We start from the raw sequence: 21,968 nt of genomic DNA, 5'->3' as shown, positions 1-21,968 counted from the left end.
AGATCTCGGACGGCGCAAATCTCGATGCAAAGAGGCCACCAGCCCGCTTGCGGGCTGTTGACGCTACCGCCCACGAAGAGTTTCTTCTGATGAACCAATTGCGGCACCGGCCGGCCTGCGGTTGTCGTTGGCGCCGTAGAGCAGGCCCGGCCGCATCCGCCCCGTGCGCGAGGCGTCGTTGCCGGACGACGCGGCCTCCGGAAGCACGGGCGCCGCGGCGCGGACCGCGATGAGTTCCTGTGCGCCCCAGGGCTTCTGCTCGACGATCGTGTGGCCCATGCCCCGCAGGAGCCCCTGCGTGTCCGCCGAGAGCGCGAAGGGCTCGGCGTAGACCGTGTCGGGCAGCCACTGGTGGTGGATGCGCGGGGCATCCACCGCCTCCTGCGGCTCCATGCCGAAATCGAGCATGTTGATCAGCGTCTGCGCGTTGATCGTGATGATCCGCGAGCCGCCCGGCGAGCCCGCCACCATCGCGACCTGACCGCCGCGCAGCACGATCGTCGGCGCCATCGACGAGAGCGGGCGCTTGCCCGGCTGGATCGCGTTCCTCGTCCCCTGCACGAGGCCGAACAGGTTCGGCACCCCGATCTTGACCGTGAAGTCGTCCATCTCGTCGTTGAGGAAGAACCCCGTGTCGCCGGCAATCACCCCGGCGCCGAAATAGCCGTTGATCGTGTAGGTCAGCGAGACCGCGTTGCCGGCCCTGTCCATCACCGAGATGTGGGTGGTCTCGGGCCGTTCCCGCGTCTCCGGGCCGGGATCCGGCCGGATCTCCGCCGACGGGGTCGCCCGGTCCGGGCGGATCGAGGCCCGGAGCGTCTCCGCGTAGGCCGGCGACAGGAGACGGTCGACCGGGTTCTCCACGAAGGCCGGGTCGCCGAGCAGCAGGTTGCGGTCCGCGTAGGCGCGCCGCATCGCCTCGACCATCAGGTGCACGGTCCGGGCCGAGTTGAACCCGGCGGCCCGCAGGTCGTAGCCGTCGAGGATGTTGAGGATCTCGCAGAGCGTGGTCCCGCCGGACGAGGGCGGGGGCGCCGACAGGATCGTCGCGCCTCGGTAGCGGCAGGTCAGCGGCTCGGACTGCGTCACCGTGTAGGCGGCGAAGTCGGATGCCGTCAGCAGGCCGCCGCCCGCCCGGGAGGCCGCCTCCACGGCCTCCGGGATCGCGCCCCTGTAGAACGCGTCCGCGCCGTGCTCGGCGATGGCCTGGAGGGTGCGGGCGAGGTCGGCCTGGACCAGCCGGTCCCCGGGCCGCCACGGGCTGCCGTCCGGGCGCAGGAAGATCCGGGCGACGTTCGCTTGGCCCGCGAACAGCTTGGTGCCGGATTCGAGAATGTCGGTGTCGCCCCGGGTCAGCACGAACCCGTCCCGGGCGAGCGCGATCGCCGGCGCCATCACCCGGGCCAGCGGCAGGGTCCCGTACGCGGCGAGCGCGGTGTTGAGGCCGAGCACCGTCCCGGGCACGCCGGCCGCCTTCCAGCCGCGCAGGCTCGCGCCCTTCACGACGGTGCCGGCGGCGTCGAGATACATGTCCCGGGTGGCGGCCGCCGGGGCGGTCTCGCGGAAATTGACGAAGCGGCTGCGCCCGTCGGCGCTGTGGAGCACCAGGAAGCCGCCGCCGCCGAGATTGCCGCAGCACGGGTTCACCACCGCCTCGGCGTAGGCCACCGCCACCGCGGCGTCGACGGCGTTGCCACCGGCCTTCAGGATGTCGGCGCCCACCTGCGAGGCGAGGCGCTGGGACGAGACCACCATCCCGTTCTCGGCCTCGACGGCCGGCCCCGAGGCGGCCCAAGTTGAGCTACAGAGGACAACGTAGGCTGCGAAGCTGGAGGTGACGAAGGCGGTCAATCGCGATCGAGCCTTCGAGCTAATACGCATGTACAAAGCAGCTCTTTAAACAGGCACCGGATACTTGGCCCCACGCCACGTGAGGCGGCAGAAGAAGCCTGTGACGGCCGCACAAGAACAGCGCCTTGTTACAGCGTGATTTCAGAGCCGCCTTGGCCCCAAAGAGACCCTGATGGCCGCGAAGCACGGCCACAGTCGCACGTAGCCACTACGAATGGTCAGGCCACCAGACAACGGCCCCTTAACAAAACGACGCTCTAATACCAATCGGCACTGATCATAACCGATAGGCCCAGTCTCGCAGGCCGAGAGACATGATCTTCCACGGCTGCGCGATGAGCCTGTTCCAAGCGTCGCAGCAGCCGTCGACGATGTCGTCGTAGGAGGTGAAGATCCGGTCGCCGAGCCATTTGTCACGGATGAACTGCCAGACGTTCTCGACCGGGTTGAGTTCGGGCGCGCAGGGTGGCAGCGGCAGCAGGGTGATGTTGTCGGGCACGGCCAGATCATGGGCGCCGTGCCAGCCGGCGCCGTCCAGGATCAGCACGGCATGGGCGCGGGGAGCGACGGTGCGGCTGATCTTGGCCAGATGCAGGTTCATCGCCTCGCTTTCGCAGCGGGGCAGGATGAGACCGGCGCCCTTGCCCTTCTCGGAGCAGATCGCGCCAAAGATGTAGGCGTGCTGTTTAGTTGCGGAACGTCGTTGGGATGCGGCGCGTTGGGCGATCGAAGCCTATGCGCGGCGGTTCGACGGTGTGCGCCGCCATTCTGCCAAGAGGGAGCGCTGATGCTCGCCATCCATCCCCAGGCGCGCACGACCCCGGCCGTGCGCGCCGAGATCGCCCGCTCGCACGAGAGCTCCGGCGTGCTGGCCAAGCGCTACGGCGTCTCGACCGAGACCATCCGCAAGTGGCGCAAGCGCGGTCCAGGCGACTGCCAGGACCGCTCCGCTCGACCTCATAAGCTGCCGTGGAAAGCCAGCGATGAGGAGCGCGCCATCGTGTGCGCGCTCCGCCGCTCCACCGGCTTTCCCCTCGACGCGCTGACCTTCGTCGTCAGCCACTTCTTGCCACATCTGAACCGGGATACGGTCTACCGCATCCTCAAGGCGGAAGGCCTCAATCGGCTGCCGCCCGCCGAGAAGGCCCGCAGACCGCACGGCAGCTTCAAGGACTACGAGGTCGGCTTCATCCACGTCGACGTGAAGCACCTGCCCAAGTTGCAGGATCGCGACCGCGTCTCGCGCAAACGCTACCTGTACGTCGCCATCGACCGGGCCTCGCGCTACGTGCATCTCGCCGTCAAGGACGACGAGACCACCGCCTCGGCGGTGGTCTTCCTCACGGACGCGCTCGGGGCCTTTCCGTTCAAGGTCACGCACGTGCTGACTGACCGCGGCTCCTGCTTCACGGCCGACGCGTTCGAGGCCGCCTGCGAGCGGCACGGTGTGCAGCATCGCAAGACCCGCCCCTACACGCCCAAGACCAACGGCATGGTCGAGCGCTTCAACGGCCGGGTGCAAAGGGAGGTGCTCGGCATCACGCTCTATAGCCACGCTGACCTGGAGATCGTGCTGCGCGGCTTCAACGCCGCCTACAACGGCCGCCGGCAGCGCGTGCTGAACGGGCTCTCGCCCGAAATGGTGCTGCGTCAGCGCCTCGAAGCTGATCCCGCATTGGCCAACCCAACCTACAGACCACCCAGTCCTAATCTCATCAAACGCGCCCTCCGCATCGTTGAAGACGCCAAGGAGGTCTCACATCCAGACACGTAGCGTTACAGTTGCATCTTTCTTCTGAGATGGGCCTGTCCAGCGGTAGCTTGATGGGCACGTCGCCAAGCTGACCAGGCGAGCACGAAGGCAGGTTCAATGCGCCGCTGCGCCAACCGCATCGCCACGCGCCGGATCTCTTGGATGGCCACGGCACCTGCGAGCTTGGCGATGAGCGTCGTTTTGGGGGCGGCCCGTTGGCCAGCCGGCGCACCCGCGCCAGCATCGCGAAGGCCAGCATCACCAAGCTGACATGCCGGTGCCAGCCGTGCCACGAGCGGCTCTCGTTGTGGGCCAGCCCGAGTTCCGTCTTGGCAGTCTCGAACGCGTCCTCGATCGCCCATCGGCGGCCCTCTACTATCACCAGCGTCTCGACCGGCGTGCCGGCCGGGCACCAGGTGGTGAAATACGCGAGCGCCCCATCCGACAGGCTGCGCCGCACCAGCAGGCCACGTGTCCACAAGCTCTGATCGAGCGCGGCGTCGAGCGTGTCGGCCCGGAGCGTGGCCAGCGGTAGATAGGCCCAGTCGAACAGGCGCGGTCCCTTGGTGCCGGCTCCGGCCGAGAGGCGCAGCCAGTCCTGGTCGGGGATGCCCTTGGCGATCTCCTCGGCAGTGCCCGCGACGTCTAGGTGTGCGTCCCAAGACCAGACACGATGCTGACCGGTGACGCCGAGCACGTAGCCCTTATAGGCCCGCCGCAGCGCCATCTTGATCTCACCCACGCCGTAGATGCTGTCGGCGGCTACCCACGCGAACGGCACCTCTGCCTGGATGGCCCGCTCGATCATGGTCAGCGCCAGCTGCGGCTTGGTGGCAAACGTGATCGCCTCGGGCACATGCGCCGCTTGCCTTCGGGCCTGATCGCCGGTCCAGGCTTTGGGCAAGTACAGGTTACGGTCGATGAAGGCGTGGCCCTGATCCGAGACGTAGGCGGCCAACACCCCGATCTGGCAGTTGGTGATCTTACCGGCCGAGCCCGTGTACTGCCGGCCCACACCGCACGAGGCTTTGCCCTGTTTGAGAAAACCGGTCTCGTCGACCACGAGAACCGCGTCGGGCGAGGCGAACGTCTCGAGGACATCGTCGCGCACCACGTCGCGCAGCGCCTCCGCATCCCAGTGCGTGCGACCGAGGATGGCCTGCTGGCGCCAGGGACCCGGATCGCGGGCAGCCTCGGCGCGCATCCAGCCGGTCTTGCGCCGCTCACCGCCGAGCAGGCCGTCCAAGAAGGCGTTGGCGGAGGCGGCGACACTCGGGGCGGCAAACAGCGGGCGGATGCGCTGCTTGGCCTGCCGCAGCGTCGTGGACCAGAGCTCCAGCGTGGACTCGAGCGAGGCTGAGGACATCGCGCTCTCCGATCCGAAACCTCTCAGATGGGAGCCAACGCCTGCAACTGTAATGCTAGGCCGAGGACGAGGCACGAGACAGGACTGCGACGAAGCTCGGTGCCGAGCGCGTTCACGGATTCGTCAAGAGACATAGTTCGAATCGGACCGTATGTTTAGGACTGAAGGCGGCGGCCGTCTGAGATCGTTCAGGCACTTTCAAACACACGCTGCGCCATGGGGGTCTAACGCATGAAAGCGCGGGTTTCGCCCAGGACCGAAGAAGCCTATGCCCGTGGGCCGATCGAAGCCGCGATTGATCATACGATAGGTGAAGCACTTCAAAATGCGGCCAGAAGCTGGCCGAACCGCGTGGCACTCATCGACGGAGGTCCGTCCGACAGCGCCGGTCAACAATGGACATTCGCTACTTTACTGGAACACGCTGAACGTACAGCTCGCGCACTACTCGCCCGATTTGCGCCCGGCGACCACGTCGCGGTCTGGGCCGCCAACCGACCAGAGTGGATATTTCTCGAATTCGGCGCTGCCTTGGCAGGTCTAACGCTCGTCACTATTAATCCCGCCAACCTCGACGAAGAACTAGCTTTTGTTCTCAATAATAGTCGAACCAAAGGCGTTTTTGTTCAGGATGTCTTCCGCAACAGAAATCTTCGAAGCGCTATTGAGCGCATACGCGCGCAAATTCCTTTGTTAAAGCATGTCATTCCGCTATCCAAATGGTCAGAATTTTTGTCAGAAGCTGCCGATAACGAATTACCCACAGTAACATCGAACAATGTTGCACAAATTCAGTACACGTCTGGCACAACCGGCTCCCCAAAAGGGGCCCGTCTCACGCATCGAAATCTCGTCAACAACGCGCACATCTACGCTGGAACTATTGGCGCAAATTCCGATGACACATGGATTAATCCGATGCCGCTGTTCCACACCGCTGGATGTGGATTGGCAACGCTCGGCGCACTCCAGACTGGCGGTCGTCTGGTATTAGCCCGCATCTTTGACGCCGACCTTGTCCTAGATCTCTTCGAACGAGAGCATGGGACCGTAATGCTCAGCGTGCCCACGATGCTCGGCCGTGTTCTTGATCGGCAAGGCGAGGCGCCGCGCGATCTTTCGTCGTGGCGCCTATCCACGCTCGGCGGAGCTCCGGTGGCACCCGAACTCATCCGACGAGCGGAATCACTTGGCATCAAAGTGGCCATTGGCTTTGGGCAGACAGAAGCCTCTCCTTATCTGACGCACACTGTCCCTGATGATCCACACCCTGATTGGAGTTCGACTGTCGGACCACCGATGGCCGGAACTGAGATAAAGATCATTCGACCAAGCGATGGTGCTTTGCTACGGATTGGTGAAATAGGCGAAATTTGCGCCCGCGGTTACTCGGTCATGAAAGACTACTTTAATCAGCCAGATGCCACAAGAAAAGCGATCGATTCGGAGGGCTGGCTTCATACCGGCGACCTTGGCAGTCTCGATGCGTATGGCTACTGCCGGGTGCAAGGCCGCCTCAAGGACATGATCATACGTGGAGGCGAGAATATCTACCCGCGCGAAATCGAGGACGTATTGTTCGAGCATCCATCCGTGGCCGACGTGGCCGTGATAGGCGTGCCCGACTCTGACTGGGGCGAAGTTGTTGTAGCTTTTATCCGATCCGCATCTGAGTCTAAGGCGGACCAAACTGCGCTCCAGGCATTCTGCCGGGCGCGTCTTGCTGGCTACAAGGTCCCACGCATCTGGCGCTTTGTCGATGACCTTCCGTTAACAGCTTCTGGGAAGGTTCAGAAGTTTATTCTCCGGGAAAGCTACCTTGAGGAGGGCTGGAAAGCAGATGAAGACCCTCGTTAACAAGACGCTGTTCATAACTGGTGCAAGCCGCGGTATCGGCCGTGCCATCGCGCTTCGCGCGGCCGCCGACGGAGCGCGCATTGCGATTGTAGCCAAGACAGATAAACCACATCCGACACTCCCCGGCACGATCCACACCGTCGCAAGTGAGATAGTCGATGCCGGTGGCGAAGCCCTACCGATCCCCGTCGATATCCGCCGGGACGACGAGATCGCAAAAGCGGTTCGGGACACGGTGGAGCGTTTTGGCGGCATCGACATCGTCATCAATAACGCGAGCGCACTCGATCTTTCTACAACCCTCAATTTACCTATGTCGCGATTCGATTTGATGTTTGACATCAACGTCCGGGGTACTTTTGCGGTCACTCGCGCGTGCTTGCCACACCTGAGGCGGTCCGCCAACCCGCACATTCTGACAATGTCGCCGCCGCTTGATTTGGTTCCGACTTGGTTCGGCGAGCATTGCGCCTACACGGTATCGAAATACGCTATGAGCATGACAGTGCTTGGTTTCGCCGAGGAGTTCCACGGCGATGGCGTTGCCGTGAATGCGCTCTGGCCGCAGACGATGATTGAGACGGCTGCGAGCCGGTTATTAGGCATGCCACAATCGGCCTGTCGTTGGCCTGAAATCATGGCCGACGCCGCTCACGCAGTGCTCGTTCAACCTGCCCGCGCTTGCACCGGAAATTTCTTCATCGACGAGGATGTTTTGCGTGCGGCTGGACTCAGAAACTTCGATAAATATGCCACGACACTCGGGGTGGATTTAGCATTAGACCTTTTTGTCCGCGAGCCTGAAGGAGTTAATCGCAATGACTGACGACCAGACATCATATAGCCGATAGCTAAAATTTGGATCCTAGATCACAGTGCCCGCAAGCAACTTGTACTTGACACCTAAAACGATTGTTTACGACATGGATGCGCTGCTGTTTGACGCAATTTAAATCTCTGTCTGGTTATGATTTCAGTTGAAGACTGAAGATCCTATGTAAGAGACCCCGGATGGCAGAGCGTGATGTTCTCAGCCTCGCTCAAATCGGCACTGCTGCTCCGGTCGACGACGGCGCGGCAGACCAAGCAGCGCATCGGCGCGTTGTCCGCGACCGCGAGAGTCGCTGCGACTGATCCTCCCTCGGCTTCGCGGACACCTCTGATACGCTCATGCTGAGTGGGGAAGGTGTCGGATGGCAAAGACGAGACGTGACCTGACCGGCTGGCTTCGGACCGAGCTGATTGAGAGGATCAGCCAGGACCAGAGGAGTCGGACATGCGGCGAGGTCAGAAGACGAGCGCGGAGCAGGTGGTGCTGAAGCTGCGCCAGATCGAGGTGCAGACGGCCCAAGGCAAGAGCTTGGCGCTGGCGTGCAAGGAGGCGGAGATCTCCGAGCAGAGCTATTACCGCTGGCGCAAGGAGTACGGCGGCCTCCAAGTCGACCAGGCCAGGAAGATGAAGGACCTGGAGCGCGAGAACGCTCGGTTGCGGCGGCTCGTGGCGGACCTGTCGTTGGAAAAGCAGGTACTGGCGGACGTCGCCTCGGGAAACTTGTAGCCCCCGAGCGGCGCCGGCAGGCGGTCGATGGCATCCGGGAGAAGTACGGCCTCTCGGAACGTCACGCCTGCCGGATCGTCGGTCAGCACCGCGGCACGCAGCGCTACGTGCCCATACTGCCGGCCGACGAGGATGCGCTGACCCAGGCCATCATCGCCCTGGCGTCCGAGTACGGGCGCTATGGCTATCGCCGCGTCACGGCTCTGCTGCAGGCAGACGGCTGGCAGGTGGGCAAGGATCGGGTTCAGCGCATCTGGCGTCGCGAGGGGCTGAAGGTCCCCCAGAAGCACCGGCCGCGCAGCCGTCTCTGGCTGAACGACGGCTCATGCGTGCGACTACGGCCGCTCCGCCGCAACCATGTGTGGAGCTTCGACTTCGTGCAGGCGCAGACATACGACGGGCGGAGCCTGCGCATCCTGACGCTGATCGACGAGCACAGCCGGACATGCCTGGCGCTGAAGGTGGCGCGGCGGATCAACAGCGTCGGTGTGATCGAGGCGCTGGCCGACGCCATGTGCCTGCACGGCATCCCGGAGCAGATCCGCTGCGATAACGGCCCCGAGATGATCTCGAAGGCGCTGCGCAAATGGGTCGCCAAGACGGGGCCGCAGATCCAGTACATCGCACCCGGCTCGCCGTGGGAGAACGGGTACTGTGAGAGCTTCAACGGCAAGCTGCGCGACGAGTGCCTACGCCAAGAGATCTTCTACTCGCTGAAGGAGGCGCAGATCGTGATTGGTCTATGGCAATCTACCTACAACCGCGTCCGACCGCATTCGTTGCTTGGCAATCGGCCGCCCGCGCCTGTCAGCTTCCCGGATCTGGCCTTCCGGCTACCCATGGCAGCGGCCATGCAGTAGCCTCTCACTCGGCTCGGTCCAAAATACCGGTCAGGTCAGTTGACCGTCAGCTTTTTATCGACCGAACCTCGCCGTACGAACTGGCGGAGCCACACTCGATGGATTGGAGGCGGCAAAGGAGGCTACGAAGCCGGCTAGGGAGCGGACGTCATCCGGTTGACGCGGATCACGAGCAACCGCCTCCGCCTCGCGTTCCAGCCGAAGGTTGCAGGCCTTCGAGGGCAGTCCGACATCCGGCGTGCAGGCGTCGTGGTGAGCACAAGCTGCATCAAGAGCGTCGATCGGCGGCAAGGGAGCATTGTTGCCCGGACCGCAGTAGTTGCCGTGGATCAAGATCTTGGGCCCGCCATTGGCGGCGGGCTGTGCTAAGGACGGAGCGGCCCAGGCGGCAATCAGGAAGACTATGGCGGCATGGTTGACGATGGTGCGAGTCAACATGGTGAAAACCCTCCAGCACCTACGCCGCATAATCTCATCGGCAGTGACGGTGCGAGACATGGTTAAGCACCACACATCACATCGCGACGTGCTCCGGAACACTCCCCCTATTTGGATGATGCTCTACCCGCGCGGCTGAGATAGTGGATCCCAGGTCGCCCTTTGCTCGACGTGGTGTAGTGACCTGACCGGTATTTTGGACCGAGCCGATTGAGCGACTGTCTTGTCGGTCAAGCGGTTTGCCATAGCTTTCCGTCTCTCAAGATGGCGTTGAGGATCGTGATCAGCTTTCAAGCGATGGCGATCAGGGCGACGAGCTTGGGCTTACTGGCCGCGATGAGCCGGTCACGGAAGGTTTTCAGCGTGGCGTTGTGACGGCTGGCCACCAGAGCACCCATGAACAGCGCCGTGCGGACAGGCGCGCGACCGCCCGCGATAAAGCTTCTCCCGTGCCACTGACCGGATTGCCGCGTCCAGGGGGCCAGGCCGACCAGTGCGGCGACTTGCTTTCCGTTGAGGCTTCCAAGCTCGGGCAGATCCGCGATCAGGGTTCGTGCGATCGTCAGCCCAACACCAGGAACAGAGGTCAGAAGGGTCTCTTTCCTGCGCCATGCAGTGAGCACGGCTAAAGGCAAGTTCAGGCTGTTCGTAGCCATTGATCGAACCAGCAAATTTGCCTTCGTGTGGCTCGTGGAGAGCGCCGGTAGACCAGGGGCTTAAGGATGAAACTTTTGGCAAGGCGCGCAAGCGTAAGCCTGAATGCTTTGGTATGCAGAGATCACCGGCCAAATTGGCTAAGAATCCGGGGGCATCACAAGCACCAATTGCTCGGTTTGATAGGGGATCACCTGAAGCTCTTCGACCGGCCGAAAATGTGAAGATCATCTGCATCCCTAAGGCACACCTCCGGTCGGGATAATTTTACTTTGCACAATGAATAATAATTCGACGTCTATCTATTTGACGCCGGTTTTGCCGCGATCAATGTCGACACCTTTTTTGTTTCAACTGTAACTGATTGGGCAGAAAAGTGAAACAAGCCTGTAGCTCGGCGCTGATATCGTGTTGCGTTGGTAGACGAAGCACAATCTACCTCTGAATCAGATCTAAAAGATGGCTCGTGATCGCATGTCAAAATCAACTGCTACCCTCAACGAATTAACGTTTACCGTATTTGCGAAATAACGCAGATCTAAATTTACGATCAATTTTTTACACTCTATTTTGGATTGATAGCCAAGTTACTCATGGCAAATTCTCGGTCTTCTATACCGTCGCGCAAAAGGCATTTGCAGAATTATAAATTACAGCCACAACCTTCAATGTATCATTTCAATATTATTGTGTATAAATTCAAGTATGGCCTTGCTAGATAATAAACGACTACATCAGATAGCCTGTCGAAGCAGTGACAATTAACAGCGATGATCGAAATTAATTATTTTATTCTGACGATTGAACCGGGAATAGAAGCCAAATTGCAGCCATTCAGATGCTAAAAGCCTTGTGGGTCTCCCAGGTGATATCAGCGAACGTTCGGATTAGAATCGTGAAGCACGAGTTCAATTAAACGCGCTATCCAATAATTAAGTACATCGTAAACCAGTTGTATGTTTTCGGTCTTTAAATATGCGTTGTGGTAGCTTATAAGCACTTGATTGTTTTTATAAATATGTATTGGACCTGTTTCAGTGTCGCCAGACAATTGTCGTATATGAGATCGGACTATCAAAAAGCTGATCGTATACTATCGTATCTAAAATCTTGTCCGTAAAATCATTGTTGAGTTATTCCAGGTGGAACTATTACAACTAAAAAGCACCCGGGCTGTTCTGAATTAATTCAGTATGTAGATTGTGTTATGAATGATATTCTTCCGCACAACAGTAGAAACGGTTTCGCGATCTTCCCACTCAAACGTTGATGATTGCAGAGGTGACGTGTGCACAACGCTGATTTAGTCCCCCGAAACGTCAAGCCCCCGAATACTAGCGATGGCCGCAATGAATCGCCAGTATCGTTAAATGATATGTCAAGTGAACGAACTCGAAGTTTGATCTGGGATCAGGACCGACTCGATACTTGGGCAGAAACTCCGAGCTTACTACTTATATTACTCATGATTATATTGGTGGCCGCGGCAATTCCAGGCACGATCTTTCTTGCGCTCCGGGATTCACTTACGTTCCAGAAGAAAAGCGAATGATTGTATCCGTGTATCCGCGGACGGTCTATGGGTCACGCCCGTTCTAGCTGGCAATGGCGGTGATCGACAGACCCCGGTGGAGCAGGTCGCGAATCATGAGGGGTTCTCCCCGCAGGATCATTCTCGTCGCTCCCGGCCGATACATATTGGCAGGCATGGTGGCGCAGGATGAATAAGCCTGAGAGTGCGGGGTGCCCTGCGAGTTCTCTGGCCCGGGTGCCGACCAGGGATTTCCGATGCCCACAATCAGGGAGTATTCAGGTTCTTCCGCACTTCATGTGGCGCGAGACGCGAGGTCAGATCGCGGTGAGGGCGCGCTGGCGCAAGAGCACGAATCCCGCGCGGCCGAACACCGTGCGTTTGAGCATCTTCAGCCTGCCAATCAGCCCCTCCACCGGGCTCGTCGACCAGGGCGTCGTGATCGTGCCGTGTAACGCGTCCCTGTCGCGCTCGAGGCCCACGGCGAACTTCGCCAGCGATGTCGCGGCCGCCGCCGTGAGCCAAGCCTCCGGACTCTCGCCCGAGCGCCGTTGCGCAACGTCGGCAAAGCGCGTCGCGACGGCGACGCTCTTCGCCAGATCGGGTGCCTCCACCGGCAGGCGGTCGAGGAAGTGGCGATCGCCCGAAACGAGTGTGCTCGGGTCCGCCTGCAGAAGCCGCGCCGTCCGGTTGATCGACGGGGGCCGCCAGGGCGGCGGGCTCATCGAGCCGGGCGTGGCGTCCAGCACGTCTGTGCTCGCGCGACGCCGCCTCATCGCCCAATTCCGCACCACCCGCGGACGGATGTCGGCCCCCGCGCGGATCAGCCCGCGGGCGAATTCGGCGGCGTTGCGGCAGCCAGCCTGCCAGCGCGCCTCGAGATGATCGCGGTAGGGGTCGAGGATTGTCGGCACGGTGCGGCGTCGCTGCCAAGAGGGCAGCGCGTCCTGGCGCAGCCAGAACCACAAGCGCACCTACCGGGACGAGGGACCGTCGATCCGGCCCAAGCAACCCAAGCGCAACCGGGCTTAGCACTACCCGAAAGGGCGGCCCGCGATCGGCGGTCCAAACGAGGTTTGGGCCGTGGACTGCATGTCCGATCGCCTGTTCGACGGACGTCCGTTCCGGGCCCTGACGGTGGTCGATTGCCATACGCGAGAGGCGCTCTCGCTATACCGAGAGCCGACGTCCGCGCCTTCCAAGTGACCGAGGCCCTGGACGCACCGGTGAAGCTCCGAGGTCAGCCGATAAGCCTACGGGTGGACAACGTCCTACGTAGCGAGGAAGGATGGCTGGCTAGGCAACAGGTCTCCGTCCGCGAACATGCGCCCGCGGTGTGCTTGTCGTCGACGTCGATCCAGGCGGCTCCTACCGATCCGGAAGAACTCTCGGCCTGAGCTGCCACAGGATCCAGCCGATGCACGTGCCACCCTAATCTTCACCGTCCTCAACACGAAATGTCGATCCAGGCAGGAGACCCGAGTATTGTCTACAGGGTCGTGGCTCTCACGCCCTCACGGCTCTGCTGAGAGGGTTTTCCAGCCCGTCTGAGCACCAGCGTGTGTTGCGCACGGCCACCGCCACCTTGCCCTCGTGACGGCGCGTCTCGGCTCCCTCCGCATGTCGCTGGAGCAGGAGGGCGTGCACCTTCATGACCCGGTAAACCCCCTTGGCGTTCGGCGCAGGCCGCCCATCCCGCGCGGCCTGCCCGCAGAAGCCCGTAGCGGCGGGCGACGAGCGAGACGGATCGGCCGAGCAGATAGGTCTGCTCGACGAGGCGCACCTTCTCCTGCGTGGTCCAGTGCCGCCGCCGCTGGACCGAGGTGATTACCTCGACGCCTTCGGCGCGGGGCGGGTCGTTAGAACGTAAGCGCTCGGCGAGGGGCCCGGTTGATCAGGCGGCCTGAGCACCAGCGGCGACCGGCGACCAGTTCCAGGGCAGGAGTTCGGCCAGGCGTTTGGCTGGATGATCGGCGAGGCGGGTGAGCACGTCGTGCAGATAGGCCTCCGGGTCGAGCGCGTTGAGCTTGGCCGTCTCGATCAGGGTGTAGAACGCCGCGGCTCGCTCGGCGCCGCGCGCCGAGCCGGCGAACAGGTAGTTCTTGCGCCCGATCGCGACGGACCGCAGCGCCCGCTCGGCCGGGTTGTTGTCGAGCGCGATCCGGCCGTCGTCGAAGACGCGGGTCAGCGCCGTCCAGCGCACCAGCATGTAACGGAACGCCTTGGCGAGATCGGAGCCGCCGGAGAGCTGCGGCAGGATCGTCTCAGCCCAGGACTTCAAGGCCGCTGCGAGCGGTCGTGATCGAGCTTGGCGCTGCCGCAAGCGCTCGTCGGGAGGCTTGCCGCTGACGGATCGCTCGACCTCGTAGATCACGCCGATCCGTTCCAGAGCCTCGAAGGCGACCGCCGAACCGGTCCTGGCATGAACGTCGAAGAACTTGCGCCGCGTGTGAGCCCAGCACGCCGCCTCGATCAACGCGCCGCCCGGGCGACGGGCCTCGTAGAGCCCGTTGAAGCCAGCGTAGCCATCCGCCTGAAGCACGCCGGAGAACGCCGCCAGATGCGTGAGCGGGCGCTCCCCCTTCCGGTCCGGCGAGGCGAAGAACACGGCCGCCGGCGGACGCACCCCGCCATGAGGACGCTCGTCACGCACATACGCCCAAAGCCGACCGGTTTTCGTCTTGCCCGCGCCGGGCGCCAGGATCGGCACCGTCGTATCGTCGCCGTGCAGGACGTCCGAGCCGGCAATCACCTCCTCGCGAAGCTGATCGACCAGAGGGGCCAGCGCGGCGGCAGTCGCGCCCATCCAGTCGGATAGGGTCGAGGTCTGCAACGTGACGCCGTCCCGCGCATAGATCTCCGCCTGACGATACAGAGGCAGGTGATCATCGAACTTGGCCACGGCGATGTGCGCGAGCAGCCCGGGGCCTGCACGGCCGCGCGCGATGGCGTGGTAGGGCGCGGGGGTCTGCACCACGCTCTCGCAGGACCGGCAGGAGAAGGCCTCGCGCAGGTGCCGCACCACCTTGAAGCGGCCCGGCACGTAGTCGAGGCTCTCCGTCACGTCCTCGCCAATCCGGCGTAGGCCACCGCCGCACGCTGGGCAGGCGCAGGGGCCGGGATGAGCGACGGTCTCGCGCGGCAGATGATCCGGCAGGGGGCGGCGTGCTGGCCTCCGGCTTGCCGCCTCGACCGCCTCGGCGACGACCGGAGCCGCTGCAAGACGCTCGGCCTCGTCGACCTCCAGGGCCTCGATGGCGAGTTCGAGCTGCTCGACGCGGGCTTGCAACTTCTCGGACGAGACACCGAACTGCGCCCGCTTCAACCTGGCGAGTTCGCTGCGCAGCTTCTCGATCAGCGTGTTGGCATGAACGGCGTCCTTCGCCATGCCGATGATCATGCGTTTGAGCGCATCCACATCATCCGGCAACGAGGCAGGATCGAGAGCCATACCAATAGCTTAGCTTGTCCACGATGGCTTCGCCAGCTCCTTCGGGCGCGGCCGCCCTCAGCCCGCGATGCGCGGCCGGTCCGTGCGCTCGGGCGCCCGCCAGTCAATCCCCTCCAGCAGCATCGCCAGCTGAGCCGGTGTGAGCGCCGCCGCGGCCCCTGCAGTCCCCGGCCAGACGAAACGGCCCTTCTCCAGCCGCTTCGAGAACAGGCACAGGCCCTGGCCGTCCCACCACAGGACCTTGATCAGCCGCCCCGCACGGCCGCGGAAGACGAAGGCCTGACCGGAGAACGGATCATGGTGCAGGTGGTCCTGCACCAGCGCGGCGAGCCCGTCGAAGCCCTTCCTCATGTCCGTGTGGCCGGTGGCCAGCCACACGCGCGAGCCCGAGGGAACGGGGATCATCGATCCAGCAGCGCCGCGAGAAGATCCCGCACCAAGGCGGGATCGGCACCGGCCTCGGCACGGAGCCGATGCCCGCCGACCAGTTCCACCTCGATGGCGCCACCCGGCGCACCCTGGTCACGGGTCGGCAGCCCCACCGGTGCCGGCAGTGCGAGCGGAACGAAGGGAGGCGGAACCGGCAGGGCCGCCGCCCGCTCCTCATCCCAGGCCTCGCGTCGCCAGCGAAAGAGCAGCGATGGCGTCAGGCCATGGCGGCGTGCCACGGACGAGATCGACGCGGTGGTGCTCTCTGCCTCATCGAGGATCGCTCGCTTTTCCTCACGCGTCCACGAGCGACGCGTGCCGGCTACGACGATATGGGGCGAGATCGTAGGTCCAGACATAGGGCGGATACAGGCCTTCGCGACAGCACTGTATCCAGGTCCAGGATCTTATCCCGCAAGGCGCCTGCCAACGAGCGCTTACGTTAGAACTCACCATATGGTCGGTCATAGGCACACACTTCCACAAGCATGAGCCCCTGTCCGGTCATTTCGGGGGCTACTTCGATCGCGGTAATCAGCTCGACGCGCTCGGCGCGGTGCAGGTGGTTTGAGCTCACCCTAGAGGCAGCCGCAGGCACACGCTTTCATAAGCGTGAGATCCTTTCCGATCGTCGGGGGGGGGGCTGCCTCAGACGGCCCGCGCCAGCACTTGTTGAACCTTGATTGCACTCCACTGACCGCCACGTGGGGTGCGGACTTGGCGAGCGTTTAGCTCAGCTGCGATGTCGGCGTTTGTCGCAAGCCCGCTGGCACGAATGCGGGCAATGACCGGTAGGATGCTGCTGACGAATGCTTCGGCTTTGGCGTTTCGCGCAGCAAGCCCAAGGGCGCTGGCAACTTCCAAATTTGTTTTTCGCGCTTCTGTCATGCGAACAATTTCGGGTTATGCATCGTGGACCAAGCTGTCGCAAAGTTGATCACAATGCCTTTTTAAATACTGTCGATTAGAACTGTGCAGCTTTTTGCTCCGTGGTTAAATCTTTTTATGATACTCACCATAGCTACTCCCAAGTTTAATTGTTAAGCTCGAGAAAGATCAGACATCGGCAATCAGATGTCATAAGTTAGTATAAATGTGGGCTTTTTGCGGCATAAGCCACTCTCTATTCTCATTCCAAATCGCCTCCACAAGGTTCGTCGAGGAATATCGCATGGAAGCTGCAGTCGGCCTCATAGTGCCTGGGCTCATGATCTTGCCACAAATGACTCACCACTGCGGCTTCGATTCCACTGACACAATGCGGTGCGCGCTCCAGCGCCGTCTTAAGACACCTCCATGCTATGATCCCTGACGGTTCCCTACGCCCGCTGTCTCTATGGCGGCCGACAGTGACGGTCATTGACCGTTACTTTGGACAGGGGGCCCGCGTCCGAACGAGGAACGAGATCAATGAAGCAGATCAATTCTTCCATCGCCCCTACCGGATGATCATCTCTCAGCGCAAATGCAAGCGGCAGATACCTATTCGAGGCGCAAAACCGCCAGGATGTCCGAATTTGCGTCTCGAATGGCAGATTTCGTCGCGAACTCGAACTGTACGAGGAGGAAGAGTGTGTCCTAACCTTTGCGGCATCGAAGCACTTCACGACCAAGGGGGCGCATGGCGATCATGACAGGAAAGATTCCCGTCACGGTGCTCACGGGCTTTTTGGGCTCAGGCAAGACCACCCTCCTCAATCACCTCCTCTCTCAGGAAAACGCTGAGGGCACAGCCGTCATCGTCAACGAGTTCGGCGCGGTCGGCATCGACGGCCAGTTGGTCGTAGGCGTCGACGAGGACGTTATCGAAATCAACAACGGCTGCATCTGCTGTACGGTCCGAGCCGATCTCGTCACAACAGTCGAGCGCCTTCTCTCGCGATCAAAGCCCGTCCAGCGCATTCTCATCGAGACCACGGGCCTCGCCGACCCGGCGCCTATCATCCAGAGCTTTATGCTCGATGAGGGGCTCCGTGCATCGACGGAACTCGACGCGTTCGTCACTGTGGTCGATGCCCGTCATAACCCGTTTTGGTTGTCCATGGGCGAGAGGGCTGAGGCAATAGGCGGAGAAAACGTCGTAAAGGAACAGATCGCTTTCGCTGATCTCCTCCTTTTGAATAAGATTGATCTGGTCGACGAGTCGGAACTCCTGGCCTGCGAGACCGAGTTGCGCCGCCTCAACCCACTGGCTCGCATCCGTCGCATGCGTGACGGATCAGTGCCGGCTAACGAGGTGCTCGGCATCGGCGCTTTTGACCTCAAGAACGCGCTTGCCATCGAGCCGGAACTTCTGTCGGATGTGGATCACGAGCACGACGATGCGATTACGAGCTTCGCGCTTCGCCCGAAAGGGGATCTCGATCCAACCACGTTCTTCCGCTGGCTGAACCGCTTCGTGCAGGGCAAGGGAGCTGACATCCTGCGGATCAAAGGCGTCGTTCCCTTCGTTGGTGAGGCACGCCGCTATGTGTTCCACGGCGTGCACATGACGCTCGATGGCCGACCCGGTCGTCCCTGGCGCGCTGGCGAACCGAGGTGTGGCGAGATCGTATTCATCGGCCGCAATCTCGATACCGGAGAGATCGAACGCGGCATCGCGCAATGCGGCGTGGCTCAGGCCGCCTAACGAGCGGGAGATGATCACATGTTGCTACCAGTGCTCGCCCTGGTTACCGGCATCGCTGTTCTGGGGGTCATCAATCTCAGCTTGGCCGCCACGCTGCTCACGAGTCCGCTCCAGGTGACCTCTATTGCCTGAGCACTGTTCTTCACCTTCGGTGCGGGGTACCAGAGCTGGCCGAGGAGAAGGGCGCGAACTGGATCGGCGTCGTGACTGTCAGGCTGTACCTGCTTGCTATCGCGGTGGCACCGCGCTCGGCAGCGGCCTCATGATCCTCGCCGCCTCGGCCGGCTTCCTCGGCTATCCTCCGGCCATCGTGTTCGGCTTCGCCTCGCTGGTGGGCACGACCCAGGCGACCGGCCGTGGCGTGCTCGACGCTGCGCTCACACACCCAACCCTCGTGGCCGGGTTCTCAATGCTGGTCGGCGCCCTCTTCGGCATCGTCTCCGAGATGTTGGCGAAGATGCTGACCGAACGACCCCGCGCCCCCGCGCCGGCCCGTTGAAAGGAGGCTCCATGAAGCTCCAGCACACCCTCGGCGGCCTCGAAGGCCTCGACCCCATCCAGCCCGAACTGCGCGTCTTCGTCGAGCCCTGGGAGGAGCGGATCTTCGGCATCCACACCGCCATGATGGCGCTCAGCCCGCAGCTCAACCTGCCGCAGACCTCCAGTACCTTCCGCACGGTCTGGACCTGGGCCGACCTGCGCAAGGGCGCCGAGGCCATGAACCCGTTCGACTACTTCAAGTACCGCTACTACGAGAAATGGCTGGGCGGCATCTCGGGCTACTTCGTCGCCAACGGATACATCACCCAGGCCGAGCTCGACGCACGCACGGACGAGTACCTCGCCGATCCGGCCAAGCCGCTGCCGTCGGGCGGTACGCCGGAGGTCGACGACCGCATCCACAAGTACCTGATGGACGGCGACTCGCCCTGGCACCAATGGGCGGACAAGCCGCGCTTCTCCGTGGGCGACACGGTGCTGGTCGCCGACCCGCAAACGGTCGAGCACACCCGCCTGCCCGGCTACCTGCGCAACAAGGTCGGGGTCGTCGAGACCGTCTACGACGACGCGTTCAGCTACCTGTGCTCGACCGGACCCGACGGCATCGGCCCGGCCATGCCGGTCTACTGCGTGAAGTTCGACCCGCAGCACCTCTGGCCCGGCAACGCCGAGCCCGGCTTCTTCATCTACGCCGACTTGTTCGACGCCTACGTACGCCCGGTCCAGGACCGGGCCGCCGCGTGAGGGATCACCGATGACCGACCGCTTCGCCTATCCCCAGGACCGTGAAGCGCGCAACGCGGCGCGCGTGCGGGCGCTCGAGGCCCTGCTGATCGAGAAGGGCGTGATCACCGATCAGACCGTCGACAAGGTCATGCAGACCTTCGCCACCGAGATGGGGCCGTTCAATGGCGCCAAGCTCGTGGCGAGAGCCTGGACCGATGACGCCTTCAAGGCGCTTCTCGTGACCGACACGATGGCGGCTGTCGCCCAGCTCGGCCTTCCCACGGGGGCGGCTGGCGCGGAAGGCGAGCACATGCGCGCCGTCGCGAACACGCCGCAGGTCCATAACCTCATCATCTGCACGCTGTGCTCCTGCTATCCCTGGCCGGTGCTGGGACTGCCGCCCTACTGGTACAAGGACCCGTCCTTCCGTGCCCGCGCGGCCAGGGAGCCGCGGGCGGTGCTCAAGGAGTTCGGCCTGGACGTCGATCCCGCGAAGGAGATTCGCACCTGGGACAGCTCGGCCCAGATCCGCTGGTTCGTCGTTCCGGAGCGGCCGGATGGGACCCAGGGTATGAGCGAGGACGACCTCGCGAAGCTGGTCACGCCGGAGGCGATGATGGGCGTGGCCGTCGCCCAAGCTGAAGCGGCGTGAGGGCATCCGTCGTGCAGACGAGCTTCGAGCACTTCGCCGTCGCGAGCATGATGGGCCAGCCCGACACGCCGCCCCGTGCCAACGGCAGCCTCTGCTTCCATCAGCCCTGGGAACGGCAGGCGTTCGGTTTAGCCGTGGCCCTTGCCCGGGACGGCCACTTCGAATGGGAGGACTTCAGGCAGGCGTTGATCGCGGAGATCGCGGCCTGGGAGGCGTCCCATTCCCGCGACGACCCGGGTTGGGACTACTACGAGTGCTGGCTGAACGCTCTCGAACGCGTGCTGCTGGCGCGCGTTATACCTGACCACCGGAGAACGGAAATATAAGCGTATATTTACATTCGAATTTCCGACCTTCACAGCAGCAAATTAGCACTATCAAATCCTGTCCATAGGCGAAAATTGGTCGATTGCGCTTATCGCTAACGCCATCAAGTATAATCTTCTGCTCGACAAACAAGATAGTTTCGAATTAAACTTTTGCATAAGAGACAGGACACGCACACGCGTTACTGCCGCATCGAAGCTCTAATGATCGGACAACTTCTGGAGTAGGAACAATCAGAAATGGCGAAGTTCTGAGCGTGCGGATGGCTGGAGTAAGGCTGTGATATTGAACGTTTTGCCTAACAGGGGAACTTCAGACTCAGTATGGCGCAAGGTGGGTCTAATTTATCTCGTCTTAATCGTCAGTAATGTCTCGGCTTGGCTTTGGGCATACGACCTCTTCTCAGGTCAACCCGAGATGCTCTCGGGCGCGCTCCTAGCCTACGTCCTCGGTCTGCGCCACGCGGTCGACCCAGACCACATTGCCGCGATCGACAACGTCACGCGCAAGCTCATGCAGGACGGTCAACGGCCTGTCACCGTGGGCTTCTGGTTTGCGCTTGGCCACTCGACCGTCGTTGTGGCAGCGGCTTTCATAGTCATATTTGCGACGAAAAGCTTCCTAATATGCTCCGAAGATTATCGTGGTTTGGGCGGCCTCATAAGCACGAGTGTTTCGGCTGCGTTCCTCATCTTAATCGGGTTGATCAACCTTGTCATGCTCGCCGGCGTTTGGCGCACATTCCGTGAAGTTCGCCGCACGGGTCGCTATGTCGAGGAGGATCTCGGCATGCTGCTCGCGCACCACGGCTTTCTCGCGCGCTTGTTGCAACCGCTGTATCGGCTCGTGACGCGCTCGTGGCACATGTACCCACTCGGCCTCCTATTCGCACTCGGCTTCGACACCGCTACAGAGGTGAGCCTGTTCGGTCTCTCAGCCACGCAGGCCGGGCACGGAGCGGATCTATGGATGATCCTCGTCTTACCGGCCCTTTTCACTGCCGGCATGACGCTGGTGGACGCGACCGACGGCGTACTTATGCTCGGTGCCTACAGCTGGGCGTACGTCCAACCGATGCGCAGGCTATTCTACAACCTAACCATCACTTTGCTGTCGGTTTCTCTTGCGCTGGCGATCGGCACGATGGAGGCACTCGACCTCATTGGCGGCAAGCTAGCTCTCAAGGGCCCGTTTTGGACGTGGATCGACACGGTCAACGACAACATCGCCACCCTTGGATTGGGGATCGTAAGCCTATTCGCGGCGGCTTGGCTACTATCCTGGCTGTTCTACCGCCTACACGATCTCGAACGTACTGGTGTCCAGCCAGCAGATATTCAATGATAAGTCGTTGTCGCAACTGTTCTGCTCACATCGTGCACTCG

Annotated in this window: 17 protein-coding genes and 5 pseudogenes; 11 read left to right on the top strand and 11 right to left on the bottom strand. The window is 62.1% G+C overall.

Annotated elements, in window-relative coordinates:
* Positions 1-63: 63 nt before the first annotated feature.
* Together ggt and ABIE45_RS30480 are read right to left on the bottom strand one after the other, a co-directional pair.
* Positions 64-1,881: a gamma-glutamyltransferase gene (ggt, locus tag ABIE45_RS30485; RefSeq protein ID WP_192711752.1), complete on the bottom strand. Its 1,818-nt coding sequence runs from the start codon at positions 1,879-1,881 to the stop codon at positions 64-66.
* A 247-nt stretch (positions 1,882-2,128) separates the two neighbouring features.
* Positions 2,129-2,569 (bottom strand): annotated as a pseudogene (locus ABIE45_RS30480) (IS630 family transposase); the annotation flags it as partial.
* 69 nt (positions 2,570-2,638) lie between these two features.
* Between ABIE45_RS30480 and ABIE45_RS30475 the strand changes: the two are divergent.
* Positions 2,639-3,625 carry an IS481 family transposase gene (locus ABIE45_RS30475; RefSeq protein WP_373622918.1) on the top strand — a complete coding sequence of 329 codons (987 nt, stop codon included), beginning with the start codon at positions 2,639-2,641 and terminating at the stop codon, positions 3,623-3,625.
* A 172-nt stretch (positions 3,626-3,797) separates the two neighbouring features.
* Here ABIE45_RS30475 and ABIE45_RS30470 read toward each other — a convergent pair.
* Positions 3,798-4,970, bottom strand: a pseudogene (locus ABIE45_RS30470) (IS701 family transposase); the annotation flags it as partial.
* Positions 4,971-5,201: 231 nt separating this feature from the next.
* Between ABIE45_RS30470 and ABIE45_RS30465 the strand changes: the two are divergent.
* The 3 genes from ABIE45_RS30465 to ABIE45_RS30455 all read left to right on the top strand — a co-directional run bounded on the left by ABIE45_RS30465 (position 5,202) and on the right by ABIE45_RS30455 (position 9,245).
* The gene (locus ABIE45_RS30465) at positions 5,202-6,827 is read left to right on the top strand and encodes an AMP-binding protein (protein WP_192711716.1); all 1,626 of its coding nucleotides are present in this window, start codon (positions 5,202-5,204) and stop codon (positions 6,825-6,827) included.
* Positions 6,811-7,653, top strand: coding sequence for an NAD(P)-dependent oxidoreductase (locus ABIE45_RS30460; RefSeq protein ID WP_192711715.1), 843 nt, complete (start codon positions 6,811-6,813; stop codon positions 7,651-7,653). Before ABIE45_RS30465 ends, ABIE45_RS30460 begins: the two co-directional genes overlap by 17 nt.
* A gap of 450 nt (positions 7,654-8,103) precedes the next feature.
* Positions 8,104-9,245, top strand: a protein-coding gene (locus ABIE45_RS30455) for an IS3 family transposase (protein ID WP_192711714.1) whose coding sequence is annotated in 2 segments (ribosomal slippage) — positions 8,104-8,371 and positions 8,371-9,245 — 1,143 coding nt in all. Because the reading frame shifts where the segments join, the coding sequence is not laid out codon by codon here.
* 54 nt (positions 9,246-9,299) lie between these two features.
* Here the strand turns inward: ABIE45_RS30455 and ABIE45_RS30450 are convergent.
* From ABIE45_RS30450 to ABIE45_RS30440, 3 genes and pseudogenes are all read right to left on the bottom strand, one after another.
* Positions 9,300-9,683 (bottom strand): hypothetical protein, encoded by a 384-nt coding sequence (locus ABIE45_RS30450; RefSeq protein WP_192711713.1) that lies wholly within the window; start codon positions 9,681-9,683, stop codon positions 9,300-9,302.
* Between the two features lie 290 nt (positions 9,684-9,973).
* Positions 9,974-10,297: pseudogene (locus ABIE45_RS30445) on the bottom strand (transposase); the annotation flags it as partial.
* 1,888 nt (positions 10,298-12,185) lie between these two features.
* Positions 12,186-12,836, bottom strand: coding sequence for a transposase (locus ABIE45_RS30440; protein WP_192711718.1), 651 nt, complete (start codon positions 12,834-12,836; stop codon positions 12,186-12,188).
* Here ABIE45_RS30440 and ABIE45_RS30435 point away from each other — a divergent pair.
* A pseudogene (locus ABIE45_RS30435) lies at positions 12,829-13,136 on the top strand (IS3 family transposase); the annotation flags it as partial. The gene ABIE45_RS30440 and the pseudogene ABIE45_RS30435 overlap by 8 nt on opposite strands.
* A gap of 268 nt (positions 13,137-13,404) precedes the next feature.
* Here ABIE45_RS30435 and ABIE45_RS30430 read toward each other — a convergent pair.
* From ABIE45_RS30430 to ABIE45_RS30410, 5 genes and pseudogenes are all read right to left on the bottom strand, one after another.
* Positions 13,405-13,545 (bottom strand): annotated as a pseudogene (locus ABIE45_RS30430) (IS3 family transposase); the annotation flags it as partial.
* A 217-nt stretch (positions 13,546-13,762) separates the two neighbouring features.
* Complete coding sequence (locus ABIE45_RS30425; protein WP_192711792.1) at positions 13,763-15,319, bottom strand: IS66 family transposase; 1,557 nt, start codon at positions 15,317-15,319, stop codon at positions 13,763-13,765.
* A 57-nt stretch (positions 15,320-15,376) separates the two neighbouring features.
* Positions 15,377-15,724: an IS66 family insertion sequence element accessory protein TnpB gene (gene tnpB / locus ABIE45_RS30420; protein ID WP_192711791.1), complete on the bottom strand. Its 348-nt coding sequence runs from the start codon at positions 15,722-15,724 to the stop codon at positions 15,377-15,379.
* A complete protein-coding gene (locus ABIE45_RS30415) occupies positions 15,721-16,107 on the bottom strand; it encodes a transposase (protein WP_192711790.1) in 387 nt (128 codons plus the stop codon). Before ABIE45_RS30415 ends, tnpB begins: the two co-directional genes overlap by 4 nt.
* A 289-nt stretch (positions 16,108-16,396) precedes the next feature.
* Positions 16,397-16,636, bottom strand: a complete 240-nt coding sequence (locus tag ABIE45_RS30410) for a recombinase family protein (RefSeq protein WP_192711787.1) — start codon at positions 16,634-16,636, stop codon at positions 16,397-16,399.
* Positions 16,637-17,369: 733 nt separating this feature from the next.
* Here ABIE45_RS30410 and ABIE45_RS30405 point away from each other — a divergent pair.
* From ABIE45_RS30405 to ABIE45_RS30380, 6 genes are all read left to right on the top strand, one after another.
* A complete protein-coding gene (locus tag ABIE45_RS30405) occupies positions 17,370-18,377 on the top strand; it encodes a GTP-binding protein (protein WP_192711788.1) in 1,008 nt (335 codons plus the stop codon).
* Positions 18,378-18,528: 151 nt separating this feature from the next.
* Positions 18,529-18,876 (top strand): DUF1097 domain-containing protein, encoded by a 348-nt coding sequence (locus ABIE45_RS30400; RefSeq protein ID WP_373622941.1) that lies wholly within the window; start codon positions 18,529-18,531, stop codon positions 18,874-18,876.
* 11 nt (positions 18,877-18,887) lie between these two features.
* On the top strand, positions 18,888-19,622 hold the full coding sequence (gene nthB / locus ABIE45_RS30395) for a nitrile hydratase subunit beta (RefSeq protein WP_192711799.1): 735 nt from the start codon (positions 18,888-18,890) through the stop codon (positions 19,620-19,622).
* Positions 19,623-19,632: 10 nt separating this feature from the next.
* The gene (nthA, locus tag ABIE45_RS30390; RefSeq protein WP_192711798.1) at positions 19,633-20,256 is read left to right on the top strand and encodes a nitrile hydratase subunit alpha; all 624 of its coding nucleotides are present in this window, start codon (positions 19,633-19,635) and stop codon (positions 20,254-20,256) included.
* 11 nt (positions 20,257-20,267) lie between these two features.
* Entirely contained in the window at positions 20,268-20,582 is a 315-nt protein-coding gene (locus ABIE45_RS30385) for a nitrile hydratase accessory protein (RefSeq protein WP_373622940.1), read from the top strand.
* 418 nt (positions 20,583-21,000) lie between these two features.
* On the top strand, positions 21,001-21,927 hold the full coding sequence (locus ABIE45_RS30380) for a HoxN/HupN/NixA family nickel/cobalt transporter (protein ID WP_373622917.1): 927 nt from the start codon (positions 21,001-21,003) through the stop codon (positions 21,925-21,927).
* Positions 21,928-21,968 lie beyond the last annotated feature (41 nt).

Origin of the sequence: Methylobacterium sp. OAE515 (assembly GCF_041806315.1) — a bacterium.
GTDB classification, from domain to species: domain Bacteria; phylum Pseudomonadota; class Alphaproteobacteria; order Rhizobiales; family Beijerinckiaceae; genus Methylobacterium; species Methylobacterium tardum.
The sequence above is the reverse complement of the archived record's forward strand: the minus strand, read 5'-3'. Positions and strand labels throughout refer to the sequence as shown.

What these genes read in the sequence shown, in the direction of transcription:
- ggt (WP_192711752.1), bottom strand. Translation starts at nt 1,881, where the DNA reads ATGCGTATTAGCTCGAAGGCTCGATCGCGATTGACCGCCTTCGTCACC.
- ABIE45_RS30475 (WP_373622918.1), top strand. Translation starts at nt 2,639, where the DNA reads ATGCTCGCCATCCATCCCCAGGCGCGCACGACCCCGGCCGTGCGCGCC.
- ABIE45_RS30465 (WP_192711716.1), top strand. Translation starts at nt 5,202, where the DNA reads ATGAAAGCGCGGGTTTCGCCCAGGACCGAAGAAGCCTATGCCCGTGGG.
- ABIE45_RS30460 (WP_192711715.1), top strand. Translation starts at nt 6,811, where the DNA reads ATGAAGACCCTCGTTAACAAGACGCTGTTCATAACTGGTGCAAGCCGC.
- ABIE45_RS30450 (WP_192711713.1), bottom strand. Translation starts at nt 9,683, where the DNA reads ATGTTGACTCGCACCATCGTCAACCATGCCGCCATAGTCTTCCTGATT.
- ABIE45_RS30425 (WP_192711792.1), bottom strand. Translation starts at nt 15,319, where the DNA reads ATGGCTCTCGATCCTGCCTCGTTGCCGGATGATGTGGATGCGCTCAAA.
- tnpB (WP_192711791.1), bottom strand. Translation starts at nt 15,724, where the DNA reads ATGATCCCCGTTCCCTCGGGCTCGCGCGTGTGGCTGGCCACCGGCCAC.
- ABIE45_RS30415 (WP_192711790.1), bottom strand. Translation starts at nt 16,107, where the DNA reads ATGTCTGGACCTACGATCTCGCCCCATATCGTCGTAGCCGGCACGCGT.
- ABIE45_RS30410 (WP_192711787.1), bottom strand. Translation starts at nt 16,636, where the DNA reads ATGACAGAAGCGCGAAAAACAAATTTGGAAGTTGCCAGCGCCCTTGGG.
- ABIE45_RS30405 (WP_192711788.1), top strand. Translation starts at nt 17,370, where the DNA reads ATGGCGATCATGACAGGAAAGATTCCCGTCACGGTGCTCACGGGCTTT.
- nthB (WP_192711799.1), top strand. Translation starts at nt 18,888, where the DNA reads ATGAAGCTCCAGCACACCCTCGGCGGCCTCGAAGGCCTCGACCCCATC.
- nthA (WP_192711798.1), top strand. Translation starts at nt 19,633, where the DNA reads ATGACCGACCGCTTCGCCTATCCCCAGGACCGTGAAGCGCGCAACGCG.
- ABIE45_RS30380 (WP_373622917.1), top strand. Translation starts at nt 21,001, where the DNA reads ATGCTCTCGGGCGCGCTCCTAGCCTACGTCCTCGGTCTGCGCCACGCG.